The organism is Streptomyces sp. 2A115, assembly GCF_052245575.1.
In the GTDB taxonomy this organism is placed as follows: domain Bacteria; phylum Actinomycetota; class Actinomycetes; order Streptomycetales; family Streptomycetaceae; genus Streptomyces.
In genome coordinates this window covers 118,585-134,350 of the sequence record NZ_JBQQCG010000017.1, presented here as the reverse complement: position 1 = coordinate 134,350, position 15,766 = coordinate 118,585, and the positions used below count along the sequence as shown (strand labels likewise).

Sequence of the window (15,766 nt, the reverse complement as noted above, 5' to 3'; positions counted from 1 at the left end):
GATGGGCGGCGACCTGCGGCGCGGTGGGCCGCCGGGCGGAGCGGACACGGCAGGCCCTCAGCCCGGCGCCGAACCGCGCCCTGCCGGCACACCGAAGATGGTCGGCGTCGTCTGGGGGTTGCTGATCCTCAACACGCTCGGCTCCACCGGGGCGAAGACCATCATCCCGCTGCCCCGCTCCCTCATCCAGATAGCCACCATGGGCGCGCTGGTCGCCGCGTTCACGCTGGCGCTCGCGCTCAACCTCCGGCTGCGCATCCGACCCAGCGCCTTCGTGCTCCTGCTCACCCTGCTGCTGGTGCCGAGCATCATCTCCAGCCTGCAACTGGAGTCCGGGTTCGGCGCGCTGTTCCGCTGCGCCCGGCTGACTCTCTTCGTCGGCACGCTGTGGCTCCTCAGCCGCTGGTGGGACGGCGGCCTGACGTTCGTCCGGCACCACATCCGGATGTACTTCGCGGTACTCGGGTCGGTGGCCGCCGGCCTGGCCATCTCACCGGGCGCGGCCATGCCCGAGCTCTACGGCGGACGCCTTGTCGGCGCGTTGTGGCCGCTCACCCCGCCGCAGATCGGACAGTACGCCGCGGTGATCATCGGGCTCACCGTGCTGCTCGTACTGGGCCGCCGGACCGACAGCGCCGGCGCGGCGGTGGTCATCGTGCCGTCACTCGTCCTGCTCGCGTTGACCCATACCCGGACTGCCACGCTCGGCCTGCTCATCGGGTTGGCGCTGGCGATCGGCTCGCTCGTCCTGACCAGCGCCGCGGCCCGCCGGTTCTTCACCTGGACGGTGCTGTGCGCCACGGTGGCCGCGGTGGGGTTCAGCTCCGCGCTCCAGGCGTGGTTCCTGCGCGGACAGAGTCAGGAGAACTTCTCCAACCTCACCGGCCGTGCCAAGGTCTGGGACGCCCTGCTGGCGGCGCCCCGGACGACCGCGGAGAAGTTGTTCGGCGTGGGCCTGGGTGACAAGTCGTTCGGCGGGCTGCCGATCGACAACAGCTGGCTGGCCGTTTACCACGAACAGGGTCTGATCGGCGTCGCCTTGGTGTCGGCGATCATCATCGTGCTCGCCGGCGTCGCGTTGCTGCGGCCACCGTCGCTGTCGAGGGCCTGCGCGATCTTCCTGATCAGCTACTGCGCGATCGCGTCGTACACCGAGGCCGGGCTCGGCGACGCCTCGCCGTATCTGCTGCATCTGGCCCTGGCCGCCTCGCTCCTCGCGGCGCCTGCCGCGGCCACTCCCCTCTCGACGCCCCAAGTCCCTCGACGTCGCGTCCCGCGATGGGCCCAAAGATCGGAGGTGATCTGAACATGCACGTCCTCGTGGTGCACAACCGCTACGCCTCGGCGCAGCCGAGCGGAGAGAACAAGGTCGTCGACCAGGAGGTGGAGCTGCTGCGCGCGGCCGGTCACCGGGTCGAGGTGTTCGAGCGGCGCAGCGACGACATCGCCGGCCGGTCGCTGCTTGGCAAGGCCGCGATACCGCTGCTCGTGCCGTGGAACCCGGCGGTCCGCGCGGAGCTCGCCGCCCGGCTGCGCGCCGAGCGACCGGACGTGGTGCACATCCACAACGTCTTCCCGCTCCTGTCGCCCGCGGTGCTTGCCGCCTGCGCCGACGCCGACGTGCCCGCCGTCGCCACGCTGCACAACTACACCCAGGTCTGCCCACCCGGCACGCTGCAACGGGACGGGCGGCCGTGCACCGAGTGCGTCGGGGCCGCCGCCCCACTGCCCGCCGTCCGGCACGGCTGTTACCGGAGCTCCCGGCTGGCGACGGTGCCGCTCGCGGTCAGCCTGTCGGTCAACCGGCGGCGGTGGTGGTCCGGCGTGGAGCGGTTCTTCTGCATCTCCGCGGCGCAGCGCGACGTCCTGGTGCGAGCCGGCATGCCGGCCGAGCGGCTGGCGGTGAAGCACAACTTCGTGCCGGAGCCGGACGCCCGCCGAGCGGGCGACGGCGAGCATCTGCTCTATCTCGGCCGACTCGCGGAGGCCAAGGGAGTACGGCTGCTCATGGCCGCGTGGGACGAGATCGCAGCGAGCGGCGGTGTGGGCGTGCCGCTCGTGATCGCGGGCGCGGGACCACTGGAGCGAGAGGTGACCGCCTGGGCGGCGGGCCGGGACGACGTGCGCTACGTCGGCCTGTACGACGCGGCGGAGAGCCGTAAGGCCGTCGCGCGGTCGGTCGCCGTGGTGGCTCCCTCGACGTGGCTGGAGGCGTTCGGCCTGGTGGTCGTGGAGGCGATGGCGGCGGGGGTGCCGACCGTCGCCGCCGGTCACGGCGCCTTCGTCGAACTCGTCGAGGACGGGGTGACCGGGCTGCTGCACCAGCCGGGCGAGCCCGCCTCGCTCGCGTCCTGCATACGCCGGATCGCGGCCGATCCGGCCCGCAACCGGGAGATGGGCCAGGCGGCCCGGCTTCGTTACGAGGAGGGTTTCAGCCCGGCCGTCGGCCTTGAGCGCCTGGTGGATGAGTACCGCACCGCGATCGCGGGTCGGTTCGGCGGCGGGGACAGCCCGCCACCGGTGGGGGACAAAAGCACCGGCTCGCGGCGGGGACACCCGCCCGAGCAGGGGGGATGGGGACAGTAGATGACACGATGCCGACTCTGCGGCTCGGAAGCGATGGCGAGCGTCGTCGATCTCGGGGCGACGCCACCATGTGAGAGCTTTCTCGCCGCGGACCAACTGGACAAGGCGGAGCCGACGTACCCGCTGCACCTGCGGGTCTGCACCGACTGCTGGCTCGCGCAGATTCCTCCGCTGATCACGCCGGAGGAGACGTTCACGCAGTACGCGTACTTCTCCTCCTACTCGACCTCCTGGGTGGAGCACGCGCGCACATACGTCGCCGACGCCGTACAGCGCCTCGCTCTCGGCTCCGACGCCTTCGTGGTCGAGGTCGCGAGCAACGACGGGTACCTGCTGAGGCACATGGTGGACCGGGGGATCCGCTGCCTCGGCATCGAGCCGTCGGTGAACGTCGGCGCCGCGGCGCGGGAGGCGGGCGTGCCCACGCTCACGGAGTTCCTGAGCCCGGACACCGGCTCGGCCGTCCGGGCCGAGCACGGCCCGGCGGACCTGGTCGTGGCCAACAACGTGTACGCGCACATCCCCGACGTGGTCGGGTTCACCCAGGGGCTGCGCGCCCTGGTCGCCGACGACGGCTGGGTCTCCATCGAGGTGCAGCACCTGCTGACCCTGATCGAGGAGAACCAGTACGACACGATCTACCACGAGCACTTCCAGTACTACACGGTCGCGTCCGCGATCCGGGCCCTGGCGAGCGGCGGACTCACGCTCGTGGACGTCGAGTTGCTGCCCACGCACGGCGGCTCCATCCGGCTGTGGGCCCGGCCCGCCGAGGTGGCCGGCGAGCCGAGCCAGCGGGTGGCCGAGGTGCTGGACCGGGAGAAGGCCGCCGGGCTGCGGGAGCTGTCCGGGTACACCGAGTTCTCCGCCCGGGTGGCCAAGGTGCGCCGGGACCTCCTGCGGTTCCTCATCGAGGCGGCCGAGCGCGGCGAGACGGTCGTCGGCTACGGCGCCCCGGGGAAGGGCAACACCCTGCTCAACCACTGCGGCATCCGGCCCGACCTGCTCCCGTACACGGTCGACCGCAACCCCTACAAGCACGGCAGGTTCACCCCGGGCACCCGCATCCCGATCCTGTCGCCCGAGCGGATAGCCGTCGACAGACCGGACTACGTCCTCGTCCTCCCGTGGAACCTGCGGGCCGAGCTGGTCGAGCAGCTGTCCTTCGTGCACGACTGGGGCGGCCGGCTTGTCTTTCCCATCCCGGAACTGAGCATTGTCGAGGTCGCGTCTCGAAAGGTCACAGCATGAAGGTCGTTCTGTTCTGCGGCGGATACGGGATGCGGATGCGCAACGGAAGCTCCGACGACGTGCCCAAGCCGATGGCGATGGTCGGCCCGCGACCGCTGATCTGGCATGTCATGCGCTACTACGCGCACTTCGGGCACACGGAGTTCGTCCTGTGCCTCGGGTACGGGGCCCACCACATCAAGGACTTCTTCCTCAACTACGAGGAGACGACGTCCAACGACTTCGTGCTGCGGGGCGGGCGGACCGAGCTGCTGTCCACCGACATCGCCGACTGGACCATCACCTTCGCGCAGACCGGCATCGAGTCACCGATCGGGGAGCGGCTGCGCCGGGTGCGGCATCACCTGGACGGCGACGAGATGTTCCTCGCCAACTACGCCGATGTCCTCACCGACGCCCCTCTGCCGGAGATGATCGACCGCTTCGCCGGGCGCGACGCCGGTGCGTCGATGATGGTGGTGCCGCCGCAATCGTCGTTCCACTGTGTGGAGTTGGGCGAGGACGGCCTGGTGGGGGGCATCACCGCGGTGAGCGAACTGCCGCTGTGGGAGAACGGCGGCTACTTCGTGCTCCGCCAGGAGGTCTTCGACCACATCCCGGAGAACGGAGACCTGGTCGCCGACGGATGCGCCCAACTCGCCAAGCGCGGCCGGTTGGTGGCGCACCAGCACCGTGGCTTCTGGAAGCCGACCGACACGGTGAAGGAGCGGGCCGCGCTCGACGACGCCTACGCCCGGGGCGACCGCCCATGGGCCGTGTGGGAACGGGGCGACGGCACGGGGGCGAGCGCGACCGGCGGCATGGACGGCGCCGGGGCGAGGACCGCATGATCCAGCTCAGCGCCGGGCGCCTGGACCGGATCGTCGCGGTGGGCGCGCACTGCGACGACATCGCCATCGGCGCCGGCGGCACACTGCTGACGCTGTGCCTCGCACACCCCGGTATCCGCGTCGACGCGCTGGTGCTCTCCGGCGGTGGCAGCGAGCGCGAGCAGGAGGAGCAGGCCGCGCTCACCGCCTTCTGCCCGGGCGCCGACCTGCGGCTGACCGTGCACAAGCTGCCGGACGGCCGACTGCCCGCACACTGGGCCGAAGCCAAGGCCGCGGTCGAGGAACTGCGCGAGCAGGCCGAGCCGGATCTCGTGCTGGCCCCGCGCACCGAGGACGCGCACCAGGATCACCGCGGCCTGGCGAAGCTGGTCACCACCGCGTTCCGCGACCACCTGGTGCTCGGCTACGAGATCGTCAAGTGGGACGGCGATCTCGGCCATATGGCGGCGTACCAGCCGCTGTCGCCGGAGATCGCCGAACAGAAGGTACGGCTGCTGCAGGAGCACTACCCCTCGCAGCGGCACCGGCCCTGGTACGACCGGGAGGCCTTCCTCGGCCTTGCGCGGATCCGCGGCATCGAATGCCACGCGCGCTACGCCGAGGCGTTCGCCGTCACCAAACTCACTCTCAACCTGGGGGAATGAACCTTGCGCGTACTGCTGACCGGACATCAGGGCTACCTGGGCACCGTGATGGCCCCGGTCCTCGCGGCCGCCGGGCACGAGGTCGTCGGCCTCGACGCCGGCCTGTTCGCCGACTGCGTCCTCGGCCCGCCGCCCGCGGACCCGCCGGGGCCGCGGGTGGACCTGCGCGACGTCACGGCCGAACAGGTAGCCGGGGTGGACGCCGTGATCCACCTGGCCGCGCTGTCCAACGACCCGTTGGGATCGCTGGCGCCGGACCTCACCTACGACATCAACCACCACGCGTCCGTACGCCTTGCCCGACTGGCCCGCGACGCCGGCGTGCGGCGCTTCCTGTACGCGTCGACATGCTCGGTCTACGGCGCCGCCGGCGGTGACGCCCTGGTGGGCGAGGACGCCCCGCTGCGCCCGGTGACGCCGTACGCGGAATCCAAGGTGCGGGTGGAGGACGACCTGCACGCGCTGGCCGACGGCGACTTCAGCCCGGTGTTCATGCGCAACGCCACCGCCTTCGGCTACTCACCCCGGCTGCGTGCCGACATCGTGCTGAACAACCTGGTGGGCCACGCGCTCCTGTCCGGCGAGGTCCTCGTGCTCTCCGACGGCACCCCCTGGCGCCCGCTGGTGCACGCCGCCGACATCGCACGCGCCTTCGCGGCCGCGCTGGTGGCGCCGCGGGAAGCGGTGCACGACCGGGCGTTCAACATCGGCAGCGAGATCAACAACGTCACGGTCGCCGAGATCGCCGAGCAGGTCGCCGAGGCGGTGCCCGGCTCGCAGGTGGTGATCACCGGGGAGAACGGTGCCGATCCGCGGTCGTACCGGGTGAACTTCTCCCGCTTCCGCGCCGCGATACCCGGCTTCGACTGCGAGTGGACGGTGAAGCAGGGCGCACTCGAACTCGCCGACGCCTACCGGAAGTTCGGGCTGACCCGGGAGGACTTCGAGCGGCGCTTCACCCGCCTTGCCGTGCTGCGCGCGGCGTCCGACGCCGGCACCGTCGACGACACCCTTCGGTGGCGCCGATGACCGCGGCCGGCGAACAACCGATGACCACCGCCGGCGAGGAGATGTACGCGCTGGTGGAGCGGCTGTATCCGCTGTGCCGGAGCATCACCGGCGACGGTGTGCGCGCCACCCTGGACATCGTCGGGGAGTACATCCCGCTGCAGGTGCACGAGGTGCCGACCGGGACTCAGGTGCTCGACTGGACGGTGCCGCAGGAGTGGAACATCCGGGACGCCTACATCGCCGACACCGCCGGCCACCGGGTCGTCGACTTCGCCGCGTCCAGCCTGCACGTGCTCGGCTACAGCGTGCCGGTGTCGACGACCATGCCGCTGGCCGAGCTGCGCGAACACCTGCACACCCTGCCGGACCACCCGAGTTGGGTGCCGTACCGCACCAGCTACTACAAACCGGAATGGGGATTCTGCCTGGCCCAGGAGACCCTGGACGCGATGCCGGACGGCGAGTACGAGGTACGCATCGACTCCACGCTCGCGGACGGCCACCTCACCTACGCCGAGCACGTGGTGCCCGGGCAGGTCCCCGACGAGGTGATCGTCTCCTGCCACGTCTGCCATCCGTCGTTGGCCAACGACAACCTGGCCGGCATCGCGGTGGCGACGTTTCTGGCCCGGGCCCTGGTGGAGCGTACGCCGTACTACACCTACCGGTTCATTTTCGCGCCCGGCACCATCGGCGCGATCACCTGGCTGGCCCGCAACGCGGAGCGGGTGGAACGGGTCAAGCACGGTCTTGTGCTGGCCTGCGCAGGCGACCCGGGCCAACTGACGTACAAGCAGAGCAGACGCGGCGACGCGGAGATCGACCGGGTGATGCGGCACGTGCTGGCCGCCTCCGAACGCCCGCACCACGTCACCGAGTTCACTCCGTACGGCTACGACGAGCGGCAGTTCTGCTCGCCCGGGTTCAATCTCGGCGTGGGCTCGCTCACCCGGACCCCGTACGCCGGCTATCCCGAGTACCACACCTCGGCGGACAACCTGGACTTCGTCTCCCCGGAGGCGATGGCGGACACTCTCGCCGTCTGCCGCGAGGCGTCCGCCGTCCTCGACCGCAACCGGCGGTACCTCAACCTCAACCCCTATGGCGAACCACAGCTGGGCCGACGCGGGTTGTACGACGCGCTCGGCGGCCGCAGCGACACCAAGCAGGCCCAGATGGCCATGCTCTGGGTGCTCAACCTGTCCGACGGCGAGCACAGTCTGCTGGACGTCGCCGAGCGGTCCGGGCTGCCGTTCGACACCGTCGCCGCTGCCGCCGGCGCCCTGCACGGCGCCGGGCTGATCAAGGCATGACGCCGATGACCACCGAGGGGGAGGACACGACGACACCCGCGGCCCCGGCCGGACCCGTCCGGCGGACCGCCAAGCGGGCCATGGTCGGCCGGCTGTCCTGGGGACTGGCCGACCAGGCGGCCTCCAGCATGACCAACTTCGCGGTGGGCATCTACGTGGCACGCTCGCTCGGGCTGGCCGCGTTCGGCGTGTTCAGCCTGGCCTGGGTGACCTACGGCGTGGTGCTCAGCGTCTCCCGCGGGTTGGCCACCGACCCTCTCGTGGTGCGCTTCAGCGGCGTGTCGGCCGCGTCCTGGCGCGGGGCGGTGGCCCGGTCGTCGGGTACCGCGCTCGGCGTCGGCGTCGCCGTCGGCGCGGTCTGTCTGGCGGTCGGCCTTGCTGTCGGCGGCCGCGTGGGGCCCGCGTTCGCCTGCCTCGGCGTCATGCTGCCGGGGCTGCTGCTGCAGGACGCCTGGCGGTACTCGTTCTTCGCCGCCGGCACCGGGCGGAAGGCGTTCGTCAACGACCTCGTGTGGGGCGTCGCGCTCGTCCCCGCCATGGTGGTGGCGGCCCGCGTGGACAGCGTGGCCGCTTTCGTGCTCGCCTGGGGCGCGTCCGCCACGGTGGCCGCGGGATACGGCTGCCTCCAGTCCGGCATCCGGCCCCGGATGACCGGAGCGCGCGAGTGGCTTCGCGAGCAGCGCGACCTCGGCTACCGGTACCTGGTCGAGAACGTCGGCGTCAGCGGCGCGGCCCAGCTGCGGGCGTACGGGCTCGGCGCGATCGTCGGGGTCAGCGCGGTGGGTGTGGTCCGGGGCGCCGAACTCCTGCTCGGCCCGTTCCTCGCGGTGCTGATGGGTCTTTCGCTGGTCACCGTCGCGGAGGCGGCACGGGTGCTGCGGCAGGCCCCGCACCGGCTGGCCAAGTTCTGCCTCCTGCTCGGTGCCGGGCAGGCCGCCGCCGCGCTGCTCTGGGGCGCGGCGCTGCTGCTGGTGCCGGACCGGGTCGGCGAGTTCGTGCTCGGCGGCGTCTGGGGCTCTGCCTCGGAGCTCATCGTGCCGGTCACGCTCGGCGTCGCCGGCGCGGGCCTCGGCACCGGCGCGGCGGCCGGGCTCCGCGCCCTCGCCGCGGCCCGGCGGAGCCTGCGCAGCCAACTCCTCGCCTCAGCCTGTTATGTCATCGGCGGGCTCGGCGGAGCGGCCGTGGCCGGCACGGTCGGCTCGGCCTGGGGCGTCGCCGCCGCGACCGTCAGCGGCGCGGCCGTGTGGTGGCTGCAGCTGCGGTCCGCCCTGCGCGAGAGCCATCAAACCTTTCTCCCCCAAGTGAGGACGTCATGACCGCCCATCCCCGGTTGAGTATCGGCCTGCCCGTGTACAACGGCGAGGAGTACCTTGCCGAGGCGCTCGACGCCCTGCTCGGCCAGACCTACGAGGACTTCGAGCTGGTCATCTCCGACAACGCCTCGACCGACGGGACCGAGGACATCTGCCGCAAGTACGCAGACCAGGACTCACGCATCCGGTACATCCGGCTGCCCCGGAACATCGGCGCCGCACCGAACCACAACTACGTGTTCACCGAGTGCCGAGGCGAACTGTTCAAGTGGGCCTCGCACGACGACCTGTACGCCCGCGACCTGCTGCGGCGCTGCGTGGAGGCGCTGGACGAGCGGCCGGAGGTGATCCTCGCGCACAGCGGCCAGGCGGTCATCGACGGCCACGGTCAGGTGAAGGTCCCGTACGAGTACGGGCTGGCCACCGACTCGCCGCACGCGCCGGAGCGCTTCCGCAGCCTGCTGTTCGAGCCCGGTGGCGACGACTTCTACGGGGTGATGCGGGCCGACGTGCTGCGCCGGGTGAAGCCGCACGACAGCTACCACCACGCGGACCGCACGTTCGTCGCCGAGATCACCCTGCACGGGCCCTTCCACCAGGTCCCGGAACTGCTGTACTTCCGGCGCGACCACCCCACCCGCGCCGAGCGGGCGAACCCCGGCAAGCGCGCCCGGTGCGTCAACCTGGACCCGCGCCGGGCGGGTCCGCTCCACCCGACGCCCCGGCTGCTCGCCGAGTACGTCTGGGGCTTCGCCTCGGCGATCCGGCGGGCGCCGCTGTCCCGGGCCGACCGGCGCGCGTGCTACCGCCACCTGGCCGCGTGGATGACCAGCCGGGTCCGGCCGGGCGCCGGCGAGCGGGTCGAGGACCGCGCCCCGGTCGACCCGGGCGGACTCGCTGTCTCCGTCGACGCCCTCGTCGCGGGCCGTGAAGGTCGTCAGGGGAGGCAGGCATGACGTCCGGACACGAAACTCCGGTGCGCGTCGGGGTGTTCGGCCTGCTCGGCTCCGGCAACCTCGGCAACGACGGGTCGCTGGAGGCCGTGCTCGGGTACCTCCGCGCCGAGCACCCGGAGGCGGCTGTGGACGCGCTGTGCGGCGGACCCGAGGTCGTCACGACCCGCTACCGGATCCCCGCGACACGGCTGCACTGGTACCGCGGGGAGTACCGGACCGCGTCGCGCGCGGGCGCGATCGCGGCGAAGGGTCTGGGCAAACTCGTCGACGCCGTCCGTACCGCTGCCTGGGTGCGCCGGCACGACGTGGTGATCGTGCCGGGCATGGGTGTCCTGGAGGCCACGCTGCCGCTGCGGCCCTGGGGCTTCCCGTACTCGCTGTTCCTGCTCTGCGCGAGTGGCCGGCTGCTTCGCACCCGGGTCGCGCTGGTCGGCGTCGGCGCGGACACGATCAGCGACCGGCCGACCCGGGCTCTGGTGCGCTGGTCGGCGCGGCTGGCCACCTACCGCTCGTACCGGGACGCCCTGTCCCGCGACGCGATGCGGGCCATGGGCGTGGACACCGCGCGCGACGAGGTCTACCCGGACCTCGCCTTCGCCCTGCCGACGCCGGCGAGCGCGAACTCGGAACAGGCCCTGAGCCCGCCGGGCCAAGTGTGCGTCGGCGTCATGGACTTCCACGGCGGCAACGACGACCGCGCCCGGGCCGAGGAGATACACCGGCGCTACCTCGACGGGACGAACCGGTTCGTCCGTGCGCTGGTCGAGGACGGCAGGCCGGTCCGGCTGCTCACCGGCGACGAGTGTGACGCGTCGGTGGTCGCCGCGATCCTCGACGCGGTGGACTCGCCGCTGGTCACCGCCGCCGAGGCGTCCTCGCTGACGGACCTGATGAAGGAGATGGCGGCCGCCGACACCGTGGTGGCGACCCGCTACCACAACCTGATCTGCGCGCTGAAGGTCGGCACACCGACGCTCGCACTCAGCTATGCGGCGAAGAGCGACGCGCTCATGGATCGGATGGGCCTTGCCGCCTACTGCCACCCGGCTCGCGAGGTCGACGCCGACCGGCTGCTCGATCAGTTCCGGGCGCTGGAGAAGCGATCGGCGGAGCTGCGGCGGACCCTCACCGAGCGGAACCTGGCCGCCACCCGGCAACTCGAGCGCCAGTTCACCTCCTTGACCGCGGCCCTGTTCCCGGCGACCGACCACAACCACACCCACGCTCGGCAGGAGGCTCCATGAATGCGCCCGGTATGAAAGCGACCGAAGTCCCGGAGATCGCAGGCGCGTACCTGTTCGAGCCCACGCCGTACGCCGACGAGCGCGGCTTCTTCTGCCGCACCTTCGACGCCGACCTGGTCCGCTCGGTGGGCCTCGCCCCGGACGCCTTCGTCCAGGACAGCCTGTCCCGCTCGGTCCGGGGCGTGCTGCGCGGCCTGCACCTGCGCTCCGGCGCCGGCGAGGCCAAGCTGGTGCGGTGCTCGTACGGGAGGATCTTCGACGTCGTCGTGGACCTGCGGACGGACTCGCCGACCTACCGCAACCGGGCCTTCTTCGAGCTGTCCGACGAGACGCAGGCGACCCTTTACATCCCGGCGGGGTGCGCGCACGGCTTCCAGGCGCTGACCGAAACCGCCGACACCTCGTACCGGATCGACCGCCCGCACGATCCGGCCGAGGACGTGACGATCGCCTTCGACGACCCGGAGCTCGCCATTCCCTGGCCGCTGCCGGTCACATCGATGTCCCAGCGGGACCGGGAGGCGCCGAGCCTCGCCGAGGTCCTGAAGCAGATAGAGAGTTGAGGTCGGCGTGGCCACCGAAGACACGGTAGACACCGAAGAGTTCCAACTGCCCCGGTCGCGGACGGCGAACGAGCGGCTGCACGCCGTGATCCCCGGGGGTGCGCACACCTACGCCAAGGGCGACGACCAGTACCCCGAGAACCTGGCCCCGGTCATCAGCCACGGCCGCGGTGCCCATGTGTGGGACGTCGACGGCAACCGCTACATCGAGTACGGCTCCGGCCTGCGGTCGGTCAGCCTCGGCCACGCCCACCCACGCGTGATCGAGGCGGTGCGGCGGGAACTCGACCGCGGCAGCAACTTCGTCCGGCCGTCCATCGTGGAGGTCGAAGCCGCGGAACGCTTCCTGGCCACCGTGCCGACCGCCGAGATGGTGAAGTTCGCGAAGAACGGCTCCGACGCCACCACCGCCGCGGTGCGCCTCGCCCGCGCCGTCACCGGGCGCCCGCGGGTGGCCATCTGCGGCGACCATCCGTTCTTCTCCGTCGACGACTGGTTCATCGGCACCACGCCGATGTCCGCCGGTATTCCGGCCGCGACCACCGAACTCACCGTGTCCTTCCCTTACGGCGACCTGGCCGCCACGGAGGAGTTGCTCACCCGGTACCAGGACGAGGTCGCCTGCCTGATCCTCGAACCCGCCGGCCACACCGAGCCGCCGCCCGGGTACCTCGCCGGACTGCGCGAGCTGGCCGACCGGCACGGCTGCGTGCTGGTCTTCGACGAGATGATCACCGGCTTCCGCTGGTCCGAGTCGGGCGCCCAGGGCCTGTACGGCGTCGTCCCGGACCTCTCCACGTTCGGCAAGGCGCTGGGCAACGGGTTCGCCGTGTCCGCGCTGGCCGGGCGCCGCGAGCTGATGGAGCGGGGCGGGCTGCGTCACTCCGGCGAGCGGGTGTTCCTGCTGTCCACCACGCACGGCGCGGAAACACACTCCCTGGCAGCCGCGATGGCAGTGCAGACCACCTACGTCGAGGAGGGCGTCACCGCGCGGCTGCACGCCCTCGGCGAGAGGTTGGCCGCCGGTGTCCGCGACGCCGCGGCCGGCATGGGCGTCGGCGATCACGTCGTCGTCCGGGGCCGGGCCAGCAACCTGGTCTTCGCCACCCTCGACGAGAACCGGCAGCCGTCGCAGGAGTACCGCACCCTGTTCCTGCGTCGGCTCCTCGCGGGCGGGGTGCTGGCCCCGTCGTTCGTGGTGAGCAGCGCGCTCAGCGACGCCGACATCGACCGCACCGTCGACGTGGTGGCTCAGGCATGTGCGGTGTACCGGAAGGCACTGGACGCCGCTGACCCCACCCCCTGGCTGGGCGGGCGACCGGTGAAGCCTGTGTTCCGCCGCTTGGCGTGACGGGACACGAGATGACGTGACGTAACGTCAGCGGCGCTCCCGCCGACCGACGTCGGCCATCCGGTCGGCCAGCCGGTCAGCCATCCGGTCGACCAGCCACGCGGTCGCCGGTATCACCGCCAGCGCGGTGCACCAGCCGCCGAGGACGTCGGTCGGGTAGTGCGCGCCCAGAGCGACCTGCGCCCACCCCATCGCGGTGCCGGCAACCACCGCAGCGGCGAGCACGAGCAACGTGCCCGCCGTCCTGCCGAGGCCGAGCCGGCCTGCCGCGAGCAGCGCCACGATGAGGGCGAGCGCGGTGACGAATGCGGTGTGCCCGCTCGGGTAGGACAGGTTGCCGTCGCCGTGGATGGTGCGTCCCACCAGGGGCTTGAGCAGCGTCGTCGTCGCCACGGTCAGGCCGGCACCGGCAACGATGAACACCGCCGCGCGAGGCCACCGAAGCAGCAGGCAGCCTGTCACGGTGGCCACGACCAGCATCGCCGCTCCGGCGGGCTCCCCCAGGAAGTCCGTGGCCAGAGCGACGTTCCGCCACGGCGGCCGCACACTGTCCGCCGTCGGCTGGATGATCCACCTGTCCACCCTGCCGGGCTCACTGTGGCCGGCGTACAGGGCTCCGAGCACGACGACCACCAGCGCGGCGAGGGCCGCGATCAGCCCGAGCCACGTGCGCAGCGAGGGGGGCAGCACCGTGGGCGCCGACCGGCCGGTCACACGCCCACCGCGTCCGGTCGACCTGCGGCCGATCGGCCGCCCACCCGGTGGTCCGGGCATGTGCCGCGCGCATCACGTTTCGGGCTCCGGTCGGCGGCTGCCGCTACAACCCCAGCGGAAGCCCGCACTTCATCGCCGAACTCGACCGCGCCGCGACCCCCTATTTGATGGCGGTCGAGCCGACCACCCCGCTCATGACCGAGACGCCGAAAATCCCGCACACCGTCGCAGACCGTCCGACAGATGTGATGCACCTCCCCCTCCCGTCGAGGCCTACGCCATGTCACTCGCCGCCACCGCGATGCCGCGCCCCGAGAACCGCCCGCGGCCGCCCGCCGACATGGCCGGGACCGTCAGATACACGGGCCGCGCACGGCTGGACCGATATACGGGCCGCGCACGGCTGGGCCGAGCAAGATCGCAAACACGTCAAGTGCGAACTGAACTGGGCCGACTTCCAGGCCCGCTCCGGCCAAGCGATCCAACGCCACTGACGCTGATCGACGTGGCCTTCGGCCTCCGCCGACGCCAACTCCCCACCAACGAGCCCCCCCCCGTCGTGTCTGACCTGGCCCGCGCGGGAGCCATCAGCCTGTGCGGCCCCGAACTCGCCAGCCTGTCCATCACCCTGGTCACGGGCATCGGAATCAGTCTCTGCTCGCCACCCTAACCAACAAGGCGGTCGCGGCACACCGCCGTCGGAAAGTCCGCGGGTCAACACTCCGCGAATCCTGGTGCTGGATCGCCTCTCCATGCCGGAGCCACGGAGTGTCAACGAAACCGCGATCGTGACGCGTCGTGGACAGCCCTCCTGCGAGCCTCGACTTGGGCCCGGGGCACCTTGTTGGCACCGCTCGGCCCTGCCGAGGCCGTCGCCACACGGCGTCACGGCCCCCAGACGCGACCGGAGAACGCACGTGGAGGCGCGGGAGAAGAAGGTCCGCGAGGAGGCCGCGCGGCGGCGCACGGAGGCCGAGGTGCCAGGCCGAGATTCCCGTGGCGACCACCAAGGATCGACAATCAGCCTTACTGGGAAGGCGAATATCGGGCGTGAGATCCCGGCGCCGCGGACCGGCCCTCCCCTGCCGCGTAGCGAAGTTCGTCGTCCCACTGCGCGCCCGCGTCCGCGGTCCTATGCTTTCGGGTACCGAGGGTGGGGACTAGCGGGGGGGCATGCCTGGTGAGCCCAGCAGGTGGGGGAACGTCAGCATTGAAGTCGGGGGTCAAGCGGCTCTTGGGACGTGCGGGATTCGACATCGTGCGCACCAACAACAACCGGGGTGGAGTGGACGACTTCATCCCGTTCGAACCAACGATGCGGGCCGCACGGGCGGCCGGTCTGTCGGTCGGTGACTACATCGACGAAGTCATGAACGGGACACCTGGCGCCACCCAGCACACCATCGATGAACTACGCGATCTCGGCGTCTTCACCGCCAACCCGGACACGGTGCTGGAGATCGGCCCCGGGTCCGGACGGTACCTGGAGAAGACGCTCAAGGAGTGTTCACCAGGCCGCTACGAGATCTACGAGACGGCAGCACCCTGGTCCAACTACCTGGTGGAGACATTCAGCGTGGTCGCCCAACCGACCGCGGGATACAGTCTCGCCTCGACACCGGACGGCAGCATCGACCTCGTTCAGGCCCATAAGGTCTTCAACACCGTGACCTTCCTCGGCGCCTCCCGGTACTTCTTCGAGATGGCACGTGTCACGCGACCCGGTGGTCGGATCGTCTTTGACGTAATGACAGAGACCTGCCTGGACCCGGCCACGGTGCGTGCCTGGGCGACGCAGGGCGGCGCGGGCCACGGCTCCTACCCTGCCGCCATGCCGCGCCGGACATGCGTGGACCTCTTCGCGACCCTCGGCTGCGGCCTGGAGGCAAGCTTTCTGGCCCCCATGGGCGTCGCCTCCACTGAGGTGCTCGTCTTTGGAAAGAGGGCTTGACCCTTGGACACCATCCGCGTATCCGCGTGTCGATCACGG

The 15,766-nt window shown here is 71.3% G+C and carries 14 protein-coding genes; 13 read left to right on the top strand and 1 reads right to left on the bottom strand.

The window, feature by feature from the left end; translation table 11 throughout:
• Position 1 precedes the first annotated feature (1 nt).
• From ACTWQR_RS17505 to ACTWQR_RS17450, 12 genes are read left to right on the top strand one after another with little or no spacing between them, the layout of a single operon-like run.
• Positions 2-1,306, top strand: a complete 1,305-nt coding sequence (locus tag ACTWQR_RS17505; RefSeq protein ID WP_443228027.1) for an O-antigen ligase domain-containing protein — start codon at positions 2-4, stop codon at positions 1,304-1,306.
• Between the two features lie 2 nt (positions 1,307-1,308).
• Positions 1,309-2,586, top strand: a complete 1,278-nt coding sequence (locus ACTWQR_RS17500; protein ID WP_443228005.1) for a glycosyltransferase — start codon at positions 1,309-1,311, stop codon at positions 2,584-2,586.
• Complete coding sequence (locus ACTWQR_RS17495) at positions 2,587-3,837, top strand: methyltransferase domain-containing protein (RefSeq protein ID WP_443228004.1); 1,251 nt, start codon at positions 2,587-2,589, stop codon at positions 3,835-3,837.
• The gene (locus ACTWQR_RS17490; RefSeq protein ID WP_443228003.1) at positions 3,834-4,667 is read left to right on the top strand and encodes a glucose-1-phosphate cytidylyltransferase; all 834 of its coding nucleotides are present in this window, start codon (positions 3,834-3,836) and stop codon (positions 4,665-4,667) included. Before ACTWQR_RS17495 ends, ACTWQR_RS17490 begins: the two co-directional genes overlap by 4 nt.
• Positions 4,664-5,311 carry a PIG-L deacetylase family protein gene (locus tag ACTWQR_RS17485; RefSeq protein WP_443228002.1) on the top strand — a complete coding sequence of 216 codons (648 nt, stop codon included), beginning with the start codon at positions 4,664-4,666 and terminating at the stop codon, positions 5,309-5,311. Before ACTWQR_RS17490 ends, ACTWQR_RS17485 begins: the two co-directional genes overlap by 4 nt.
• Positions 5,312-5,314: 3 nt before the next feature.
• Positions 5,315-6,340, top strand: coding sequence for an NAD-dependent epimerase/dehydratase family protein (locus ACTWQR_RS17480; RefSeq protein ID WP_443228001.1), 1,026 nt, complete (start codon positions 5,315-5,317; stop codon positions 6,338-6,340).
• Between the two features lie 20 nt (positions 6,341-6,360).
• Entirely contained in the window at positions 6,361-7,635 is a 1,275-nt protein-coding gene (locus ACTWQR_RS17475; RefSeq protein ID WP_443228026.1) for a DUF4910 domain-containing protein, read from the top strand.
• Between the two features lie 5 nt (positions 7,636-7,640).
• Positions 7,641-8,951 carry a hypothetical protein gene (locus ACTWQR_RS17470; RefSeq protein ID WP_443228000.1) on the top strand — a complete coding sequence of 437 codons (1,311 nt, stop codon included), beginning with the start codon at positions 7,641-7,643 and terminating at the stop codon, positions 8,949-8,951.
• Positions 8,948-9,904, top strand: a complete 957-nt coding sequence (locus ACTWQR_RS17465; RefSeq protein WP_443227999.1) for a glycosyltransferase family 2 protein — start codon at positions 8,948-8,950, stop codon at positions 9,902-9,904. Before ACTWQR_RS17470 ends, ACTWQR_RS17465 begins: the two co-directional genes overlap by 4 nt.
• Positions 9,901-11,148 (top strand): polysaccharide pyruvyl transferase family protein, encoded by a 1,248-nt coding sequence (locus tag ACTWQR_RS17460; RefSeq protein ID WP_443227998.1) that lies wholly within the window; start codon positions 9,901-9,903, stop codon positions 11,146-11,148. Before ACTWQR_RS17465 ends, ACTWQR_RS17460 begins: the two co-directional genes overlap by 4 nt.
• 11 nt (positions 11,149-11,159) lie before the next feature.
• Positions 11,160-11,711, top strand: coding sequence for a dTDP-4-dehydrorhamnose 3,5-epimerase (rfbC, locus tag ACTWQR_RS17455; RefSeq protein ID WP_443228025.1), 552 nt, complete (start codon positions 11,160-11,162; stop codon positions 11,709-11,711).
• A gap of 7 nt (positions 11,712-11,718) precedes the next feature.
• On the top strand, positions 11,719-13,062 hold the full coding sequence (locus ACTWQR_RS17450) for a glutamate-1-semialdehyde 2,1-aminomutase (RefSeq protein ID WP_443227997.1): 1,344 nt from the start codon (positions 11,719-11,721) through the stop codon (positions 13,060-13,062).
• A 27-nt stretch (positions 13,063-13,089) separates the two neighbouring features.
• Here the strand turns inward: ACTWQR_RS17450 and ACTWQR_RS17445 are convergent, their stop codons facing one another.
• Positions 13,090-13,776 (bottom strand): phosphatase PAP2 family protein, encoded by a 687-nt coding sequence (locus ACTWQR_RS17445; protein ID WP_443227996.1) that lies wholly within the window; start codon positions 13,774-13,776, stop codon positions 13,090-13,092.
• Between the two features lie 1,234 nt (positions 13,777-15,010).
• On the opposite strand from ACTWQR_RS17445, the gene ACTWQR_RS17440 reads away from it, so the two are divergent.
• Positions 15,011-15,727, top strand: coding sequence for a methyltransferase domain-containing protein (locus ACTWQR_RS17440; RefSeq protein ID WP_443227995.1), 717 nt, complete (start codon positions 15,011-15,013; stop codon positions 15,725-15,727).
• Positions 15,728-15,766 lie beyond the last annotated feature (39 nt).